The following is a 19,223-nucleotide window of genomic DNA, read 5'->3' on the forward strand; positions in this document are numbered from 1 at the left end:
TGCTCCTGGATTGTCCTGTCTTTTTGCTTTGGCCGGCTCAAGCCTGTGGCGGCCGCCAAACCGCATCGCGCACCACGATCGGGCGGGGAATTAGGCCTAGCTGATGGAAACGGTCGGCGACGTCCTGCTGGGTCGAGACGATCTCGTCCGTCACCGGCCCAACCACGAACGATGAGCGGTTCGCGGCGATCGTCTGGATGTCGAGCGGGATGCCTGTGACGGCACTGAGGGACTGAGCGACGTCGCCGCGATGATCTTCAGCCCATCGCGCGGTCGCGCTGGTGACCTCGATGATCTGCTTGAGGATCAACGCATTTCGTTGAGCGAATTCGCGGTTGGCGATGTAGAACGAGTTGGTCCGGCCGACCTCGGATGCATTGACCAGCACGCGCCCGTTCTGCTTCAGCTCGCCGATCGCGAAATATGGATCCCAGATCGACCAGGCATCGATGCTGCCTTGCGCGAACGCGGGTCCGGCGTCCGGCGGCGATAGGTACACCGGCGTGATGTCGCCATAGGTCAGGCCGGCCTTCTTGAGCGCCAGCAAGACGACGGTGTGGGCGCTCGATCCCTTTGTGAAGCCGATGCGCTTGCCCTTGAGGTCGGCGAGACCGCGGATCGGCGAATCTTTCGGAACCAGGATTCCCTGACCGTTGGTAATCGGCTGACCGGCCGCGTAGACGATTGCAGCGCCAGCAGCCTGGGCAAAGATCGGCGGCGAGTCACCGACGGCGCCGTAGTGAATGCTGCCGACGTTCATCGCCTCGAGCATCGGGGGACCGGAAGAGAATTCCAGCCATTTGATGCCGATATTCTGTCCGGCGAAGTGATCCTCCAGCGTTCGCCGTTGCCGCGCGATCACCAACACGCCGTTCTTCTGATAGCCGATGCGGATCTCGGTCAGCGGCTCGGCCGCGGCTGAGCGCGACAGAATCGGCAGCAAGCCGGCTCCGGCGGATAGCTGGAGAAATTGTCGGCGCTGCATCTGGCCTCCCTCGTTGTTGGTTCGTCGCGAGGGATGATGGGAGGCCGGGGGGGCGGTGTCGAGCCGTTGGGAAAAATAGCAACGCCTGTGCTCAGACGGAGGCACAGGCGGAGGTAAAATCCTCTGTTTGGGCCGAAGGCGGAATGGTTGTTCTCGTGCAAACGATCGCAGTTGATCCCCAGGAGAGGGAACTTAGTTGCGGCCGTGGCTCCCGAGACAAGCCAGTCACAACATAGGTCCAGACCGCCGACGGATGAGAAGCGCCGCAAGCTATCTGCAATTAGTTACCTTGTTAGATCACCTGTTCTGCTGAGCCGATCAGGTCCATCATAAACAACCTCTAAACGGCGTCATCTTCAGAATTGTCGGCGGGATAAGGTTCGAGGATGATTTGCGAACCGCCTGATGGCCTCCGGTGCCGTGGCGCAATCACGGATGAGATGTATATGCCGACAGTTAGCGAGTTGAAGGAAGGACTTTGGCGCGAACTGGCGCTCAAGGCAGAGCTTGGCATCAACGGCGTTGCAATCAGCGGCGAGGCGCTCGATTTCGTCCAGCCTGGTATCAAGGCCCAGGAGCAGGTGCATTGCCTGTTCGAGATGGATTTCGAAACCCACACGGTCGAGCTGCCGTCGCATTTCTATCTGCCGCTCGGGCTGAGCGTCCCGTTCCGCTGGAATCCGAAATCGGGCTATCGGGTCGATCTGCTCGGCGATCGGACGGTGCTGATCGATGGCAGTGAGGTGATCGCCGAGATCCGATTTCGTGAGCGTCCGGCCTTCTATGGCGCCAAGACGTCGGATGGGATCGAGATGGCGCAGATTGGTGCACACTACGCCGATCGGCACCTGTTCGTGGTCTATAGCAACGAGTGCTCGTACAAGGACAAGGGCGAAGATTGCCTGTTCTGCAACATCAATTACACCAAGGACGTGTACGGCGACAAAGGTGGGGTGTTCTGGAAGAACGCGAGGCAGATCGGCGAGACGGCGGCGCGCGCCTACAATGACGGTGCGATCGATCACCTGACGGTCAGCGGTGGCGTGATCCCGGAGCGCCGTGAGCTCGAATACTACCTCGACGTCGCGGAAGCCATTCAGCAGCACACCGGGCTCGACGACTTCAACGGCACCGCGACGATTGCTGCGCCGCTCGATCTGCGCAATCTCGATCGTTTCAAGGAGGCCGGCTATCGCACCACGGCCATGAACATCGAGATCTGGGACAAGGGGATCTATGACGCGATCTGCCCCGGCAAGGCGCGCGGCGGTGGCGGTTGGGAGCACTGGGTCAAGGCGCTCGAATATGCTGTCACCGTGTTCGGTCATGGCAGAGTGCGCTCCAACATCGTCGCCGGAATCGAGCCGAAGCGCAGTACGCTGGCCGGGCTGGAGTATCTGGCGTCCAAGGGTGTGGTCGGGACGTTCGCGGTTTGGTGTCCGAACCCCGGCTCGGAGCTCGAAGGCCACCGTTGTCCTGAGCCGGGCTGGTATCTCGACCTCGCGCACAAACTGGTCGCGATCTGGAAGAAGAACGGCATCACCTACCAGCACGTGTTCGACAGCAACGCTTCGTCCGACACATTGCAGCATGACATCTACCGGATCGAGGACGAGACGCTGCCGATTTTCGGCACGGCCAAGCAGCTCGAGCCCGCCGAGTGAGCTGCGTCGTCACCTCTTCACCGCCGAGCATAACGGGGTTTTCGTGAGCACCAATAAGCCCAAGCACATCGCCATCTATGGCAAGGGAGGCATCGGCAAGTCGACCACGACGTCGAACATCAGCGCGGCGCTGGCGGAGGCGGGGCATCGCGTGATCCAGATCGGCTGCGATCCGAAAAGCGACTCGACGACGATTCTGCGGGGTGGCGAGGATCTACCGACCGTACTGGACAGCCTGCGGGATAGTGGCCGGCCGACCATCGCGGACGTGTCAGCGATCGGGTTCGGCGGTGTGCTCTGCATCGAGGCCGGCGGGCCGGTGCCTGGAGTGGGCTGCGCGGGGCGCGGCATCAACGCCGCGGTCGATTTGCTGCATGAACTGAAACTGTTCGAGGAATTCAAGCCGGATTACGTGTTGTACGATGTGCTCGGCGATGTCGTGTGCGGCGGCTTCGCTGTGCCGATCCGCAATGGTATCGCCGAATCCGCCTTCGTCGTGACGTCGTCGGATTTCATGGCGATCTTCGCGGCCAACAATCTGTTCAAGGCGATCAGCAAATACGCGCCTTCAGGCGGCGCACGGCTTGGCGGCGTGATCGCCAACAGCATCCAGACGCCTTATGCGAGTGCGCTGATCGACGATTTCGCCTCGCGAACAGGAACGAACGTGGTGGGCTACGTGCCGCGCTCGCTGACGGTGGCGCAGAGCGAACTGTACGGCCAGACCGTGATCGAAGCGGCACCGACTTCAGAGCAGGCTGACGTGTACCGTCAGCTCGCGCGGCACATCGCAGGCGATCATCCGGTGTCTATCCCCAAGCCTCTCAACGCCCCAGCGTTGAAGCAATGGGCCAAACAATGGGGTGACCGTGTGTTCGGCGGCGCGGCGGAGCGTCGGCTCGTCGAGGTGGTGTGAGGTGGAGAAGGCACTTCAGCCGCCGACCCGGGAGCGGAGGCTCAATGGCGTCAGTGCCTATTTGGGCGACGTCGCGTCCTTGATCGCTGAACTCGAAGCCGGGCCACCTGCGTCGCGGATTCGGACGTTCTCACAGGTTGCTAGCGACGATGTGTCGATCGCGTTGCGCGTTCTGGCAGACGTGGAAGGGCTGGGGATCGTCGTCCACGGTGCGCGGGGCTGCGCCGGCGCGCTGGTGCGCAGCCGCCCGGGCCGTCCATGGGCGGTCACCAACCTCGATCAGCGCGACACCATTCTCGGCGCTGACGGAAATCTCGCTCGGACGCTGCGTCGGCTGTATCAACGTCATCACCCCTGGGGAATTGTCGTGGTGGCAACGCCGGTCGTTGCGATCAATAACGACGACATCCAGGCGGTGGCTCAAGAGCTGAGTGATGAACTCGGCATCCCGGTGGTCGAGCTGCGGACGGATGGATTCCGTTCGCGGATCGGTGCCACCGGCTACGATATTGCGAGCGCGGCTCTGGCGTCCTTGGTGCCGCCGCAGCACGGCCGTCGGCGCGACCTGATCAACCTGCTGGCTTTTGAGCGGGGCCCTGGCCTCACGGCTGTGGCGCAACAGCTCGCCGGGCTTGGGCTCGAGGTCAATCTTGTGCCGGCCGGCGCCGGCCAGGAAGCGTTCGCCAAGGCGGCGCAGGCGGTCCTCAGCGTCGCGGTGTTTCAGGACGAGTCCGACGTTCTCCGCCGCGAACTCGACCGGCTGCACCGGGTGCCGTTCCTGCATCTGCGGCCGCCGATCGGCGCCTTGGGTGCGCGGCGGTTTGTCGAAGCCGTCGCCGAGGCGACCGAGCGACCGCTGCCGATCAGGATCGACGATCGCGTCAGCGCCGACCTGCTGGAGGAGCGCCGTGTGGTGATTGCGCTGCCGCCATCTCAGGCGTTGGCAGTCGTTGAGCTTGTGGTGCAGTTCGGCGGCCGGATTGCCGGGATCAGCGTCGACTGGATCGACAGCCTTCATGTCGAGGGGCTCAAGGCTCTGACCAATGCGGCGACCGTGGCCTTGCATGTCGGAGCAGGGCAGGCCTTCGAACTGGTGAACTGGCTCGGCAAGATCGAGCCGGACCTGCTGATCGGAACGCCGGCTGCCGCGGCGACAGCGGCCCGCGCCAGGATTGCCGCGGTCGCAATCGAAGGCGACGATTTGCTCGGGGCGGCCGGTGAGACAAAGCTTGCAACCCGCATCGGCCGGGCGCTGGCCGCACGGCAGAATGGCTTTACGGCCGGGCTCGGGACATCCGCGTATCGCGCAGGTTGGCTGAAGCGCAGCCCGGACTGGCACATCAAGCGTGAGGTGAGATGATGGCGGCGCACCTGATGCGACCACGCGCCGGATGCGCGCTGCATGGCGCGCTTTACGCCGCAACAGCGATCGATGGCGTGACTCCGCTCGTCCATGCGACGCCCGGCTGCGGCGTGCAAGCCGGGCTGTGGCAGGGCGTCGGCGGTTGCGGCGCGTCGTGGCCGACGTCCAATCTGTCGGAGAAGCACATCGTGTTTGGCGGCGCGTCGCGGCTCCGCGAGCAGATCAAGAATACGCGCGGCGTGGTATCGAGCGAAATCACCGTGGTTCTGACAGGGTGCCCGGCCGAGATGATCGGAGACGACGTCGAGGCGATGGCGCAAGAGGCGCGGGACGCCGGGGACGAGGTGCTCGACCTGGCGACCGCTGGATTTCGCGGCTCGGCCTATCATGGCTATCAATCGTTCCTGCAGGCGGCTGTTGAGCGAACGGTCGCTCCGGGAGTGACCCGAGCCGGCTTGGTCAACATTCTCGGTCCCGTCCCGCATCAGGATGCAACGTGGCTCGCGGAAATCGAGGAATTGTCTCGGCTGATCGCAGGTGTCGGCCTGATCCCGAACCCGATATTCGGTCCGTTCGGGGGGCTGTCGAGCCTGCGGGCGACCGCACAGGCCGAACTAAGCGTCTCGTTGTCGCCCTGGAGCGGGGCGGCGGTCCGTGCGCTTGATGACCGCTTCGGCATTCCCTGGATCGAAAGCGCGGGATTGCCCGTTGGCGCCGCGGCGACAGGCGCACTGCTGGAAAGGATCGTCGCTGCCGCCGGTGAGGTGGACGATGCCGCGGCGCGGCTCTTCATCGACCGCGAGCGGCAGCGCGAGGCGTATTTCATCGACCGGCTGCTGGAGACGCTCTATCGACAAGGCGGAGCCCGCAGCTTTGCCGTTGCCTTGCCGAGTCTGCACGCGGGAGGCATCGTTCGGTTTCTCAGCCGGACGCTCGGTTGGTCGCCGGCCGCGATCGTCGTCACCGACAATCCGCCCGCGGAGCATCGCAGCACGCTCGAGGATGAGCTGCCCCTCGTTCACTACAGCGAAGACGACGACGAGATCGCCGCACTTATCGGGAGCAGTGGCGCGGAGATCGTGTTCGGCAGCTCCCTGGAGCGAGCGGTCGCTGATCGCCTCGCAGTGCCGTTGATCGAATGCGCCGCGCCGACCCGCCGCTTGAGCCTGACAAGTGGCTTCGGCGGCTCTCGCGGCGGTCTGACGTTGCTGGAGGCGATTGTGACGGCGTCGGATCAAGCGTAGGGAGCGCCACGCGGAACGGACGGTCCACCATCACAACGTTGCCGTCCGAACAATCGGTGGGCATCTCGCTGACGATCAGCAGGGAAATGGGTGAACTCTCCTGGAGCCGCGACGGCGTCGACGTCGCGGCGTTTGCTGCATTCGTCAGGTGGTTCGGTGGTCAGGCCAATGCCTGGTCGAAGCTGCGGTCCCAGAACGGCTTGACGTCTACCGGTGCGTCGAACACGCCAATCTTGGTGAACACGTCAGCGACTTCCTGATGGCTTTGAACCGCTGCATCGCTGTTGGCGATCAGGCTGTAATCCTGGCTGCGATTGTTGAACAGGTCGAGAATGGCCTCGACCGGCACCCCGGTATCGCGTGACTGGGCTTCCGCATAGGTCGGATAGTTCGCATTGCTCCAGGCATAGGCCTTCTGCAGCCGCAGGAGAAAGTCTGCGAGCGCAGCGTGCCGCAGCGGGTCGTCGATCGCGGAAGGATTGGCCGAGATCAGGAAGTTTCCTGAAAGATACCCGACGCCTGTCTTCAGGGTACGAGCCCCGTATTTGGAGCGGGCGAGCTGGCCATTGTAACCCCAGATCGCCCATGCATCGAGATCACCACGGGCGAAGGCAGACAGGCCGTCGGTGGGCGCAAGGTGGGTCGCCTTGATGTCGCCAAACGACAGACCGGCTTCAGCCAGCTGCTTGTAGAGATAATAGTGAGACGTCGTCCCCCGAACGTAGCCGACGCGCTTTCCCTTGAGGTCGGCCACGCGATGGATGTCCGAATCTTTCTGAACGAACGTGCCCTGATTGTTGAGATCCTCGCGATACACCGCGATGAACTTCACACGTGCTTTGGATTTCACCCCGAACGCCGCCGATGTTTCGCTGCCCGAACCCAGGTCGAGCGCGTCGACATTGATGCCTTCGATGTGCTGGACGCCGGAGTTGAACTCCTTCCAATCGATCTTGTAGGGCGTTGCGGCGAGGCCTGCCGTTTCCAGCAAGGTCTTGTGCAGTCCCTTGTAGAAGGCAATCCGCAGCGTGACCCCGGAGAGATCGGTTGGGGTGGCGGCTCGTGCGCTTGCTGTGCCCAGCAACCCGGATAACCCAAGACCCGCGCTGGCTTGCAACAAACGGCGACGCGACATGCCAATCGACATCAAACGACCTCTGACGTTTTGGAATCAGTCCTGAAGGGCGGTGTCCACCACACGGTCGTCGCGGCCACCGAGCGAACGCGATGCTGACCAAGTCGACCAGCATTATCAACTATCCGACGAACAAAACGATGAAGAGCTCGCGGGCGAGTGCTTTTGCAGAAATTCATTTCGACAGTTGGTCGGGGCGTAGGCGAAGTTGCCGCTCACGGCAAAGCGCTGAGGTCCATACTAAGTCCTCGCGATGATCGCTCGATTGACATCCGAATTGATTTCGAGCAATCCGCGCACCGTTCTTTATCCACTTGCTGACAACCGCTTTCTGACGGACTCCGATGACACGCGCCAATACGACCGAGACAGTTGATTTCATCATCGTGGGAGCAGGCTCATCGGGATGTGTCCTTGCCAATCGCCTCAGTGAGGACCCTGCCACCTCGGTCGCACTTTTGGAGGCAGGTCCCCGCGATTCCAACCCGTGGATTCACATTCCGATCGGCTATGCCAAGACGATCCGAAATCCCGACATCAACTGGTGCTACGAGACAGAGCCGGAGCCGACGATGGACGGGCGGCGGATCTTCTGGCCGCGCGGCAAGGTGCTCGGTGGGACCAGTAGCATCAACGGCCTTGTCTACATGCGGGGGCACCCTGACGATTATGACGGCTGGGCAGCCGCCGGCGCATCTGGGTGGGGCTGGTCTGATGTCCTCCCGTACTTCAAGCGCTCGGAGGATCAGGTCCGCGGCGCTGATGCGTATCATGGCGTGGGCGGGCCGCTCTCGGTCGCCGACCTCAGCGAGCGCAATCCGATCTGCCAGGCCTTCATCGACGCCGCCACCTCTGCCGGCGTACCGGCCAATCTGGACTTTAACGGCGAGTCCCAGGACGGCGTTGGCTATGTACAACTGACGACCCGTGGCGGTCGCCGTTGCTCCAGCGCGGTGGCGTTTCTGAGGCCGGCACTGCGGCGCGCCAATCTGCGCGTCGAGACCGAGGCGCTTGTCGGCCGTGTCGTGATCGAGGGCGGCCGAGCTGTCGGTGTGGAATATCTACGCGGCGGCGAACGGCGGGTCCTGCGTGCGCGATCCGAGGTGATCCTGTGCGGGGGCGCTGTCAATTCGCCGCAGCTGCTGCAATTGTCGGGCATCGGTCCTGCCGCACATCTGGCGAGCGTCGCTATCGAACCGGTGCTGGATTTGCCTGCCGTCGGTGCCAATCTGCAGGATCACCTCCAGGTTCGCATCGTCTGGAAGGCGGCCCATCCGCTGACATTGAACGATATCGTCCGCAACCCGGTGCGCAAGCTATGGATGGGGGCGCGATATCTGCTGAACCGGTCCGGCCCGATGACGATCAGCGCATGCCAGGTCGGGCTGTTTGCGCGGACACGTGCGGAGCTGACTCGTCCGGATATCCAGTATCATTTCATGATGTTCAGCGCCGAGAGCTCTGCGGACCAGCTTCATGCGTTCTCAGGCTTCACCGCGAACGTGTGCCAGCTGCGCCCCGAAAGTCGCGGCAGCGTGCTGATCGCTGCCCCTGATCCGCGCCAGGCCCCGCGCATCCGAGCGAACTATCTGGCAACCGAAACGGATCGCCGCGCTGTCATTGATGGCTTGCGTTTGGCACGGACCATCGCGAGCGAGAAGCCGCTCGCGGACTTTATCGTCGAGGAGTATTTGCCGGGAGCCGGCGCCACCAGCGACGACGCGCTTTTGGAGCACGCCCGTCAGAAGGGGCAGACGCTGTTTCATCCGGCCGGCACCTGCGCGATCGGGCCGGTGCTCGATCCGCAGTTGCGGGTCCGCGGCATCGAAGGATTGCGTGTCGCCGATTGCTCCGTGATGCCGACGCTGGTGTCCGGCAACACTAATGCGCCTGCGGTGATGATCGGTGAAAAGGCGGCCGACCTCGTTCTCCGGCAGCGAATTGCTTGAGCCTTGTCAATCGCGGGCGAGCGAGCTGCCAGCGCTGGAAGAGACTCGGTGTGATTGGGGTTTAGCGTGCGGCGGCGACCGCGCATCTCATGCCGTAGCAGACGTCAAGCCGGCTGGGCCGCTTCGACGACGGTGACCGTTCCGGCTTCGTTGTCGGTCTTGGCAAACACCGTGAAGAACTCGATCTCCGGCTCCATGCCGTAGCGCTGGACGATGCCGTCGCGCCAGGGACCGGAGTAGAATGCCTCGGCGTCCGCCTGGCTCGCCCATTGATACACGCCGCCGGCGACGCCGCGCTCGCTCCAGATGAAGTGCTTGCTGAGCAGGCCCTTCACAGACTGAAAGCCCGGCGCAATCGATTCGAAATGATCTCGGCATGCGGCCCGGTCGATATCTGCGGACAGGCGATAGCGCACGATGGCGGTGATCATCGATTCTCCTCTGACGGTGTGAGCATGTCGACTATACGCGATGCAGCGACACGGACACTTTCGGGCCGTTCTTGATGGTCTGATACACCACGCAATAGCGTTCGGTCAGTTTCAAGAGCAGATCGAGCTTGTCCTGCGGCGCGTCCGTTCCGACTTCTAATCGGAGCCTGATCTCGCGAAAGCCGACCGGCGTGTCCTTGTCGACGCCGAGCGTGCCGCGAAAATCCAGATCGCCTTCAGCGACCACGTCGCCCCGTGTCAAGGGCAGCTCGATTGCGGTCGCAACCGACTTCAGCGTGACGCCGGCGCAGGCGACAAGCGCCTCGAGAAGCATGTCCCCCGAACACAGTTCCAGCCCAGAGCCGCCGGTCGCCGGATGCAGGCCGGCCGTTGCCAATGCCTTGCCAGTTTCGACCTTGCAACTGATGCCGTCAGCATCGATCGCTCCTTTGGCCTTCAGGGTGATCAGCGCGGTGGTCGGATCGGCCTTATAGCGTTCCTTGATCGGCGCCTGCAGCGCGCGCAATTCCAGCGCATCCATTCTGGTCGCTCCTCCCTGTTTCGACTAGTTATATCCCGGCGCCCTCGACGAGCAAATCGTCGGCCCGGCGTCCGGTCCGCTGCAGCGAGCGATCGAGTGAATGCAGGATGGCGTGCTTGAGGTCTTCGAACGCCGCCGAGGTGCGGTGGCGTGGACGCGGCAGGTCGACCGCTATTTCCTCGAACAGCCGTCCCGGCCTCGGCCGCATCACCAAGACGCGATCGGCGAGCGCCACGGTTTCCTCGACGTCGTGGGTCACCAGGATCAGCGTCGGCCGGGTATCGGCCCAGAGATCGAGCAGGTGATCCTGCAGATCCGTACGAGTGAAAGCGTCGAGCGCCGAGAACGGCTCGTCGAGCAGAATGACTTCCGGCTGCGGCACTAGCGCCCGTGCGATCGCAACGCGCTGGGCTTGGCCGCCAGACAGTTCGCGGGGCCACGCCTTCGCCTTGTCGGCCAGTCCCACTCGGGCAAGTGCGGCGGCGACGCGAGCGTGGCGGTCCGATCGCGGCAGCTGTTCGAGACCAAAGCCGACATTGTCGGCGACGCTCAGCCATGGCAGCAGCCGTGGTTCCTGAAAAATGATGCCGATCTTGGGGTGCGGCGCCGTGATGGTTTCGCCGTCCAGCACGATGGTGCCTGCGGTCGCCCGATCGAGACCGGCGATCGCCCGCAGCAAGGTCGACTTGCCGCAGCCCGAGCCGCCGATCACCGCGACGATCTCGCCGAGATTGACCCTCGCGGAGAACGATTGCAGGGCGTGAACGCCGTTGGGGTAGGTCTTGTCGACGCCGTCGAGCACCAGCATCAGGCTTCTCCGTCGTGCCGGCCGAACGCATCCTGCCAACGCAGCAGGGGCAGGGTGGCGATCTCGATCAGCCAGTCGGTGGTCTTGCCGAGCACGGCGAAGATCACGATCGCTGCGACGATCTGCGCCGGCTTGCCAAGCTGTTGCCCGTCGATCAGCAGGAAGCCGAGCCCCTCCGAGGCGCCCATGAACTCCGCCGCGACCACGAACATCCAGCCGAGCCCCAGCCCAACGCGGAGCGCCAGCACATAGGCTGGCAGCACTGCCGGCAGGAGGATGCGCCGGATCATCGCCGGGCCGGACAATCGGAACGCGCGGCCGACCTCGACAATCTTCCGATCCACCGAGCGGATCGCACCCATCACGCCGAGATACACCGGGAAGAACACGCCGACCGCAATCAGTGCCACCTTCGAGGTCTCGAAGATCCCGAGCCACAGAATGAACAGCGGCACCCACGCGATCGACGGGATCGCGCGTAGCGCCTGGACGGTCGGATCGAGCAGCCGGCGCGCCAGACTCCAATAGCCCGCGACCGCGCCGAGCAGCGTCCCGGACAGCACGCCGAGACCGAAGCCGGCGGCGACCCGACCGAGCGTCGCGGCAACATGACGGGTGAGTTCTCCGGTTCGCGCCAGTTCGGCAATGGTCGAAAACACGCGGGACGGCGGCGGCACCAGCCGGCCGTTGGACCAGCCGAAATACACGGCCGCTTCCCACCCGACCGCCACCGTCAGCGGCAACAGCAGTCCGAGCGCCGGCCCTCGCCAACGCGGCGCACGGCGCTGCGCCGATGGGGCCACCGTCGTGACCGGCGCGGCGTTGTCTAACGTCAAGGTCATGACCAAACCGCTTCCCAATTTGGCTTCAACATGAAGGGCTGCATTTACCGGGGCCGACATTCCGGCCCCGCAAGCTGTCCGCCTCGCGAGCGATGGGCCGTCCGCAGCCGCCCTGTGGCGTGCTTAGTTGGTCGGCAGCGGCACCTGATCGTCGATCAGCGTGTCGAGCACCGCTTTGACGTCGACCGACGGCTGGATCACGCCGGCCTGCTGCAACGCCAGTCCGGCGGCGAGAATAGAGTCACGCTGCGGCGTGCCGATCCGGCTATGTGTGAGTTCGGTGCGTTCCTTGAGCTGCTTGTCGACCACGGCCTCGGGCAGCTTGGTGACGCCAATGAACGCTTGCTTCAGCTCGTCGTAATGAGTGAGCGAGTACTTGCGCGCGTCTTCGTAGACGGCGAGCACGCGCCGAACCAGATCCGGATGCTCCTTGAGGAAGTCATCGCGGACGTTGAGGATTCCCCAGGTGTTGGCCTCGGGCTTGCGGTAGAACAACTTCGCGCCTTCCTCGACTTCGGCTTGCGCCATCATCGGATCGAGACCTGCCCAGGCATCCACATCGCCGCGGATCAGCGCGGCTTTGCCATCGGCGTGCTGCAGCAGCACCGGGGTGATGTCGTTCTGGCTCAGGCCGGCACCAAGCAATGCGCGCACCAGGAAAATATGGGGATCGGTGCCGCGAGTCACCGCCACGCGTTTTCCCTTGAGGTCGGCGACGGAGGCGATCTTGGAATCCTTGGTGGTCACCAGCGCAGTCCATTCGGGCCGTGAATAGACATAGATCGACTTGATCGGATTGCCGTTGATCTTGGCAACCAACGCGGCCGAACCTGCGGTCGAGCCGAAATCGATCGAGCCGGCGTTGAGGAATTCGAGCGCTTTGTTGGAGCCAGCCGACTGCACCCAGACGATGCCTATGCCGTCCTTCGCGAATTCCTTTTCGAGCAGACCTTGCTGCTTGAGCACGATCGAAACGGGATTGTAGGTCGCCCAATCGATCCTGATCTCCTTCGGCTTGTCGGCGGCAATGACAGCGGTCGGCGCCAGCATTGTTGCCAGGACCAGACTGGTCATCAGGCGCCGGGATAGGGTCGTCATGGGTTTCCTCTCCTCTTGGTTCATTGCTGTTGTTCCGCGGGTCGCGTCGTTCGATGCGACGAAGATACCTCCACGAAACAGGAGATTTGTCAGTTAGTTATCTGGGCAAATCAACCAAAAAGAAGTTCTCTAAATTCGACTGGTACAAGAATGAGATTGTAGGGCGGAGCATGCTTTCAGCATGGAAAGACTGCCGTGATCGCCGGCTGCTCCGCGTCGACGGACGGCGCCTGCCGATCAGCTTCAATGCTGTCGCGACGATGGGGAAGGGGCCAGCCCTGACGTGCCTGACATTTGGCAGGGAGCTGTTCTTTGTTCTCGACCTCGTCGGGGTGGATGATGACGTCGCCGATCGGGCACGGAGATGCATTGCGGCTGGTCGGTAGTAGCCGACCTCGGCCGCAATGAGCGGAGACGACAGATTTCCGTCTTGGTCGGCACCAGGGATTCGAAGGGGCTACCGGCCTATCGCCGTTGCTCGAGCGACGCTGACCTCGAGGTCGAGAGTCTCCAGATCAGCCGGCCCGGTCGCCCGCAGCGGGAGCCGCTTCATCCGAGTGCGGTCTCGAGATCCGCGATGATATCGGCGGAATCCTCGATGCCGACTGACAGGCGAAAGACACCGTCGCCGGCCCAGGCGCGATAACTCGCCGCCGCGTCGCCGGTCAGTCGGAACGACGAGCGCAAAATGTCCTCGGTCGGGATGTAGACCAGCAGGCTCTTGGTCTTGCCGAGCGAGACCGCGTAGGAGACGACGCGCATCCGCTCGGCGAGTTGCTCGGCCAATGCCGGTCCGTCGCCATTCACTGTGAACGAGAGCAGGCCTGAGAAGCAACGCATGGTTCGTTGCGCCAGCTCGTGCTGCGGATGGCGAGGCGAGCCGGGCCAGTAGACCGCCTTCACCTTCGGGTGGTTGGCGAGAAGCGCTTCGACGGCTCTTGCGTTGGCCTCGTGCAGCCGCATCCGCGGCGCGAGTGTCTCGAGACCCCGTAGGATCAACCACGCCGAGAACGGCGCCAAACAGCCGCCGAGGTGGATCAGGCTGCCGCGGCGCAGTCGCGCGATCGCCTCGGCTCGTCCGATCACCGCGCCGCCGAGCGTGTCGCCGTGACCGCAGATGTATTTGGTCAGCGAGTGGACGACGTAGTCGGCGCCGAGTTCGAGTGGCCGGAGACCGAGCGGAGTCGCGATCGTTACGTCGACCGACAATTCGGCGCCGGCCGCGTGCACGAGCGGAGCAATCGCGGCGATATCCGCAAGGCGGAGGATCGGATTGGCCGGCGTTTCGATATGAACCAGCCGGGTGTTGGGACGAAGCGCTGCCGCAATCGCCTCGGGCCTCGACGAATCCACGGTCGTAACCGCGATGCCATTGCGAGTGAGCTCATCATGGGCGAGTTCGGCGACGCCGGCGTAGCAGACGTCGGACAGCACCAGATGGTCGCCGGCATGGAGGCGGTCGGAAAACAACGCGGCCACGGCGGCCATGCCGGACGCGAATGTCACCGCGGCTTCGCCGGCATCGAGCGCCGCCAGCCGCGCCTCCAGCAGCTCGACGGTGGGATTGCTCCATCTTGTGTAGAAATGCGGAGCGGCGGCACCGAGGTCGTTGGCGGAGAAGCCGACTGCGTTGGGCGCGGTGAGAAAGCTCGCACTGAGAGCAGGGCCGGGCGTCACCGGATCTCCGACCTGGCGGTGTTGCTCACCCATATACAGGGCCCAGGTAGCCGGGCCCCATTGCTTCGCTGCTTTGGTCATCGTTGCATCCCGTGTCGCATGTCTTCAGCGACCATAGCGGGGATTGGAGCTCGCTGCGATCATGCCTGTCCTGTCGGTTCGTCACGGCTCCATCGGACGACGACCGAAATCGTCGCCCGAACGCCGCATCTCCGAGCGGGCATGGTCTATGGTGCGATACAGTTTTTCTCGGGCGAGACCTGCGAAGGTGGCAAGCTCTCGTCTCGAGCCCTGTGTCGTGGGCTGCGCTTGGTCAGTGCCGGGAGAGGAAGTTTCTGACTTCGTCGAACAGTCGGTCCCGGGCCTTTTCCACAATGATGAAGTGGCTTGCAGCGGGGATTTCGATCAGCTCGCGAATCTTCGCGTTCTTCAATTGGCCGAACAGCGCCAGCTGCAGCGACCTCGGCGTGAGGTCGTCCCACTCGCCGCGGATGATTAGGGTCCGCGCCTTGATGGCGGCTGCGTCATAGGGCTGCTGCGCCTGCCACGACACGTCCGCCGCAACGCCGGTCGGCGACCTGAACAGTTCGGGCGTGCGTCCCGCAGCCTCCGGCTGACTGTCGCGCACGGCCTTCTCCCACAGCGCGACGGTGCTGTCGGGCAGGATCAACTTCGCCTGTTCCGCTGGGACGCCCTTTTGAATCCGCGCGCGCGAGTCGGCCAGCGTCCATTCCTGCCATGCCTTCTTGGGTGGACCCGCGGTGACGGGCTTATCGAATGCCCACAGCGGCGCGACAAGCACGAGCGACGACACCTTGTCGGGATTGGCCGCCGCATAGGCACCGCTGATCACGCCGCCCCAAGACCACCCGATCACCTGCAGGCTGTCGATCTTGCGTTTGGTGCGAATGAAATCGGCAGCGGAGGTGAAGTCCGCGACGGCTTCGGCCGTTGTCGCCACCGGCGGGTTGCTCTCGGCCGGCGCCCGCAGTGCCTCGGGCCATGTCGACCGGCCATAGCCGCGAACGTCGACCAGCCACACGTCCCAGCCGGCCCGCGCGAGATCGTCGGCCCACGATGCGCCGTCGACAGGCAGATCGAACACGAGTTCGGAAGCCAGCGAGGCGCCGTGCACGTAGAGCACCGTGCGATCGCCCCGGGAGACGTCCGTACCCGCGGGACGTTTGTTGCGGACGAACAGTTCGATTCCGGGAGCCGATGACTTGATCTTGAAGTCCTCGGTGACGATCCCGGCTTCCGCCTTCGCCGATGCGATCGGCCAGAGGACAACGGCGAGCATCGTGAACAGTCCCGAGGTGATGGCGGCGATCAGGGCCTTTTGTGACATCAAGATTCCTTCCGAGTGAGGATGTTTGCACGGCCCGACGCTAGCAGAGCGGTGCCGAAATTCGTTTCCAATGAATCAGAGGGCGATGGATCGTTCGTGCCGCAACGATTGAATCGGAAGTAATCATCGCATCGGCGCGCATCACGACGCGGATGGTGCGTGCGCGGCATCGGCCTCAGCATGGAAGTCGATTGTTTCAGTGCTGCGCGACGTGGGGAAACGACAGTCTTCCGCACGGCCGAAATTCGAATTTTACGACTATTGCTCTGAGTGCGGCGTACCGCCATCGTCGCGTCGTGAAGTGTTCAAGTGTGCGGCAGGAGTTAGCAGCCTGCTCTCGTATGTCGTGCGCCAGTCGAAATCTCTTTCCCGGAATCTCGCTATGCCGATCCAATCCTTAGATCCGTCTGCCGCGACCATGAATCGACGCCGTTTCCTCGGTCACGCCGTCGGAGCAGCCGTGCTGACCGGCGCGTCGTCGACCGCATTGCCGCTGGTGTTCACCACGCCGGCGCGAGCGCGCGAGGCGTCGCCGGTCGTGATCGAGACGCGGCTCGGGCGGCTGCGCGGAGAGAGCGTCGAGGGAGTTGCATCGTTCAAGGGCGTGCCTTATGGCGCGTCCACCGCCGGGGACAATCGCTTCCGTCCGCCGGTGCCGCCTGCGGCGTGGACCGGCGAGCGCGACGCGACGCAGTTCGGTCCGTCGGCGTCGCAGCCCGCGGCAGCGAGCCCGGTCGAGTTCGCCTGGTACTGGTCGAAGGTGCCGACCAGCGAGGACAATCTCACGCTGTCTGTGTACACGCCCGGCGTCAACGACGGTGGCAAGCGGCCGATTCTGGTGTGGCTGCATGGCGGCGCGTTCTCGATCGGCGCCGGCACATCGCCTGGCTTCGACGGCTCGCACCTCGCCAAGGCGCAGAATGTGGTCGTGGTCTCCATCAACCACCGGCTCAATCTGCTCGGCTCGCTGTTCACCGGCGAATTTCCCGAGGAGCTGTCGCCGGCGTCGGGCAATCTTTCCGTGCTGGATCAGATCGCGGCGTTGAAATGGGTGCGTGACAACGCTGCGGCGATCGGCGGCGATGCCGGCAACGTCACCATCTTCGGTCAGTCCGGCGGCGCCGCGAAAGTTGCGGTGCTGCTCGGCGCGCCCGCCGCTAAGGGCCTGTTTCACCGCGCCGTGATCCAGAGCGCGTCGGGTGCCTGGCGGCTGGCGACGCCGGAATCGGCCGCGCGCTCGGCGCACGCGCTGCTGGCGCAGTTCGATCTGACGGCGAGGAACGCCGGCAAGCTGCGGGAGATTCCCGCCGACAAGCTGGTCGCGGCGATCGTGCAGGTTGCGGCGAAGACCGGCGTCGCTGATTTCCGGCCGACGCTGGACAACCTGGTGTTCAAGCAGCATCCGTTTGATCCGGCCGCGAGCGCCGTGTCGGAGGATATCCCGCTGCTGATCGGCACGACGGCGGACGAAGCGACGTTCTTCCTCGCGGGCGATCAACGCAACTTCTCGCTGGGTGCGGATCAGGTTCGCGCCCGGATCAAGAAATTCATCGGTCTCGACGATGCGGCGACCGACAAGCTGATCCGCGCCTATCGTGACATCCTGCCGGAATCGTCCCCGAGCGAACTGCTGATCGCCGTGGCCGGCGACTACAACTACGTGTTGCCGACGCTGCTGGTCGCCGACCGCAAGGCCGCACAGGGCAAGGCGCCGGTGTACGCCTATCGGTTCGACTGGCGATCGCCGGCGCGCGACGGCGTGCTGGGCTCGCCGCACACCGCTGAGGTGCCGTTCATTTTCGGTACGCTCGATGCCGCCGCGCCGCTGATCGGCGACAGCCCGGACCGCTTGAATGTGCGGGATCGTATCGGTGAGATCTGGGCGAGCTTCGCGCGTAGCGGACGTCCCACCACCAAGGCGATCGCGGAGTGGAAACCGTATCGCGGCGAGGAACGCACCGCGGCGCTGATCGGCGGCACTTGGCGCACGGTCGACGATCATGCCAAGGCGCGACGGGCGGCGTTCGCCGACATCGCGCCTTACGAATACAGCCGTCCCGTGACGTTCACGCGCGATTAGCAACGCCCCCCGATCGCTGGAGAAGTCTTTCATGGTTTTGCATCTGCGATGGACGACGTCGATCGGCGCAGCCCTCGCGGTCGTCCTTGCTCTGGTGTCGAGCGCCGCATCGGCCGGGCCGACGCTCGATCGCATCAAATCACGCGGCGTGATCAAGGTCGGCGTCGGAACCACGCCCGGCTATTTCGCGCCGGATTCGAACGGCCGGTGGCAGGGCTTCTTCGTCGACTTTGGACGAGCACTGGCTGTGACCGTGTTCGGAGATCCCGACAAGGTGCAGTTCACCAGTTCGTCGCCGCAGCAACGGCTGCCGGCGCTGCAGTCGGGCGAGTTCGACGTGCTGCTGTCGGGCGTCACCGTCACCATCACCCGTGCGTTCAAGCTCGGCTTTCATTTCGGTCCGACCATCTTCTACGACGGCCAGGGCATCCTGGTGCGGAAGGATCTCGGCGTGACTTCCGCGTCGCAGCTGGACGGCGCGACCATCGGCATCCAGAGCGGCACCACCGGCGAATTGAACATCGCCGACTATTTCCGCAAGCACCGGCACAAATTCACGCCGGTGACGATCGAGGACACCAGCGAATTCATCGCGGCCCTCGACTCCGGTCGCGTCGACGGCCTGACCCAGGACGCTTCCGACCTTGCGGCCAAGCAGACCCAGCTGAAGAAGCCGAGCGACTACGTGATTCTGCCGGAGCGGTTGTCGAAGGAGCCGCTGGCACCGGCGGTTGCAGGCGGCGACGATCGCTGGCTCGAGATCGTCACCTGGACGGTCAACGCCACGATCCAGGCGGAGGAGTGGGGGATCACATCGAAGAACGTCGACGACTTCCTCAAATCCGACGATCCGTCGATCCGGCGGTTCCTCGGCGTCGATCCGTCGCTCGCCGAGTCGATCGGGCTCGATCCGAAATGGGCCTACACGATCATCAAGACGGTCGGCAATTACGGCGAGATCTTCGATCGGCACCTCAAACCGCTCGGCTGGGAGCGCGGCTACAATCGGCTGTGGACCCAGGGCGGATTGTTGTACTCGCCGCCGTTCCGCTGATGTAACGCGGCGATCGCCGTGTCTGCGCAAGAACGCCACCGGCGCCGCCCGCGAGCGTGGCTGTCGAATTGGCTCGGGCCGCGACCGG

General features: G+C 64.0%; 16 protein-coding genes. 7 read left to right on the forward strand and 9 right to left on the reverse strand.

Going from position 1 to position 19,223, the window contains the following annotated elements; genetic code table 11:
• Positions 1–37: 37 nt before the first annotated feature.
• The gene (locus HZF03_RS12720) at positions 38–985 is read right to left on the reverse strand and encodes a sulfonate ABC transporter substrate-binding protein (protein ID WP_119018537.1); all 948 of its coding nucleotides are present in this window, start codon (positions 983–985) and stop codon (positions 38–40) included.
• 446 nt (positions 986–1,431) lie between these two features.
• Here HZF03_RS12720 and HZF03_RS12725 point away from each other — a divergent pair, with 446 nt between their 5' ends.
• Genes HZF03_RS12725 through HZF03_RS12740 form a run of 4 tightly spaced genes read left to right on the forward strand, consistent with a single transcriptional unit; the run spans position 1,432 to position 6,172 of the window.
• Complete coding sequence (locus HZF03_RS12725) at positions 1,432–2,649, forward strand: radical SAM protein (RefSeq protein ID WP_119018599.1); 1,218 nt, start codon at positions 1,432–1,434, stop codon at positions 2,647–2,649.
• Positions 2,650–2,692: 43 nt separating this feature from the next.
• Positions 2,693–3,565, forward strand: a complete 873-nt coding sequence (locus HZF03_RS12730) for a nucleotide-binding protein (RefSeq protein ID WP_119018536.1) — start codon at positions 2,693–2,695, stop codon at positions 3,563–3,565.
• A gap of 1 nt (position 3,566) precedes the next feature.
• Positions 3,567–4,925 (forward strand): nitrogenase component 1, encoded by a 1,359-nt coding sequence (locus HZF03_RS12735; RefSeq protein WP_119018535.1) that lies wholly within the window; start codon positions 3,567–3,569, stop codon positions 4,923–4,925.
• Complete coding sequence (locus tag HZF03_RS12740; RefSeq protein WP_119018534.1) at positions 4,925–6,172, forward strand: nitrogenase component 1; 1,248 nt, start codon at positions 4,925–4,927, stop codon at positions 6,170–6,172. The genes HZF03_RS12735 and HZF03_RS12740 overlap by 1 nt, the downstream gene beginning before the upstream one ends.
• A gap of 160 nt (positions 6,173–6,332) precedes the next feature.
• Here the strand turns inward: HZF03_RS12740 and HZF03_RS12745 are convergent, their stop codons facing one another.
• A complete protein-coding gene (locus tag HZF03_RS12745; protein ID WP_119018533.1) occupies positions 6,333–7,319 on the reverse strand; it encodes an ABC transporter substrate-binding protein in 987 nt (328 codons plus the stop codon).
• Between the two features lie 332 nt (positions 7,320–7,651).
• On the opposite strand from HZF03_RS12745, the gene HZF03_RS12750 reads away from it, so the two are divergent.
• Entirely contained in the window at positions 7,652–9,256 is a 1,605-nt protein-coding gene (locus HZF03_RS12750) for a GMC family oxidoreductase (protein ID WP_119018532.1), read from the forward strand.
• Between the two features lie 104 nt (positions 9,257–9,360).
• Here HZF03_RS12750 and HZF03_RS12755 read toward each other — a convergent pair whose 3' ends face one another.
• The 7 genes from HZF03_RS12755 to HZF03_RS12785 all read right to left on the reverse strand — a co-directional run bounded on the left by HZF03_RS12755 (position 9,361) and on the right by HZF03_RS12785 (position 16,001).
• Entirely contained in the window at positions 9,361–9,687 is a 327-nt protein-coding gene (locus HZF03_RS12755) for a hypothetical protein (RefSeq protein WP_119018531.1), read from the reverse strand.
• Between the two features lie 31 nt (positions 9,688–9,718).
• Positions 9,719–10,228: an OsmC family protein gene (locus HZF03_RS12760; RefSeq protein ID WP_119018530.1), complete on the reverse strand. Its 510-nt coding sequence runs from the start codon at positions 10,226–10,228 to the stop codon at positions 9,719–9,721.
• A 28-nt stretch (positions 10,229–10,256) separates the two neighbouring features.
• A complete protein-coding gene (locus HZF03_RS12765; RefSeq protein WP_119018529.1) occupies positions 10,257–11,036 on the reverse strand; it encodes an ABC transporter ATP-binding protein in 780 nt (259 codons plus the stop codon).
• Positions 11,036–11,878 (reverse strand): ABC transporter permease, encoded by an 843-nt coding sequence (locus HZF03_RS12770; protein WP_119018528.1) that lies wholly within the window; start codon positions 11,876–11,878, stop codon positions 11,036–11,038. Before HZF03_RS12770 ends, HZF03_RS12765 begins: the two co-directional genes overlap by 1 nt.
• 123 nt (positions 11,879–12,001) lie before the next feature.
• On the reverse strand, positions 12,002–12,976 hold the full coding sequence (locus HZF03_RS12775; protein ID WP_119018527.1) for an aliphatic sulfonate ABC transporter substrate-binding protein: 975 nt from the start codon (positions 12,974–12,976) through the stop codon (positions 12,002–12,004).
• A gap of 549 nt (positions 12,977–13,525) precedes the next feature.
• The gene (locus HZF03_RS12780; protein ID WP_119018525.1) at positions 13,526–14,734 is read right to left on the reverse strand and encodes a trans-sulfuration enzyme family protein; all 1,209 of its coding nucleotides are present in this window, start codon (positions 14,732–14,734) and stop codon (positions 13,526–13,528) included.
• Positions 14,735–14,966: 232 nt separating this feature from the next.
• Positions 14,967–16,001 carry an alpha/beta hydrolase gene (locus HZF03_RS12785; RefSeq protein ID WP_119018524.1) on the reverse strand — a complete coding sequence of 345 codons (1,035 nt, stop codon included), beginning with the start codon at positions 15,999–16,001 and terminating at the stop codon, positions 14,967–14,969.
• Positions 16,002–16,419: 418 nt separating this feature from the next.
• Here HZF03_RS12785 and HZF03_RS12790 point away from each other — a divergent pair, with 418 nt between their 5' ends.
• Together HZF03_RS12790 and HZF03_RS12795 are read left to right on the forward strand one after the other, a co-directional pair.
• On the forward strand, positions 16,420–18,081 hold the full coding sequence (locus tag HZF03_RS12790) for a carboxylesterase/lipase family protein (protein WP_234832237.1): 1,662 nt from the start codon (positions 16,420–16,422) through the stop codon (positions 18,079–18,081).
• 31 nt (positions 18,082–18,112) lie between these two features.
• Entirely contained in the window at positions 18,113–19,135 is a 1,023-nt protein-coding gene (locus HZF03_RS12795; protein ID WP_011158178.1) for an amino acid ABC transporter substrate-binding protein, read from the forward strand.
• Positions 19,136–19,223: the final 88 nt, after the last annotated feature.

The sequence above is a fragment of the Rhodopseudomonas palustris genome (assembly GCF_013415845.1).
Classification (GTDB): Bacteria; Pseudomonadota; Alphaproteobacteria; order Rhizobiales; family Xanthobacteraceae; genus Rhodopseudomonas; species Rhodopseudomonas palustris_F.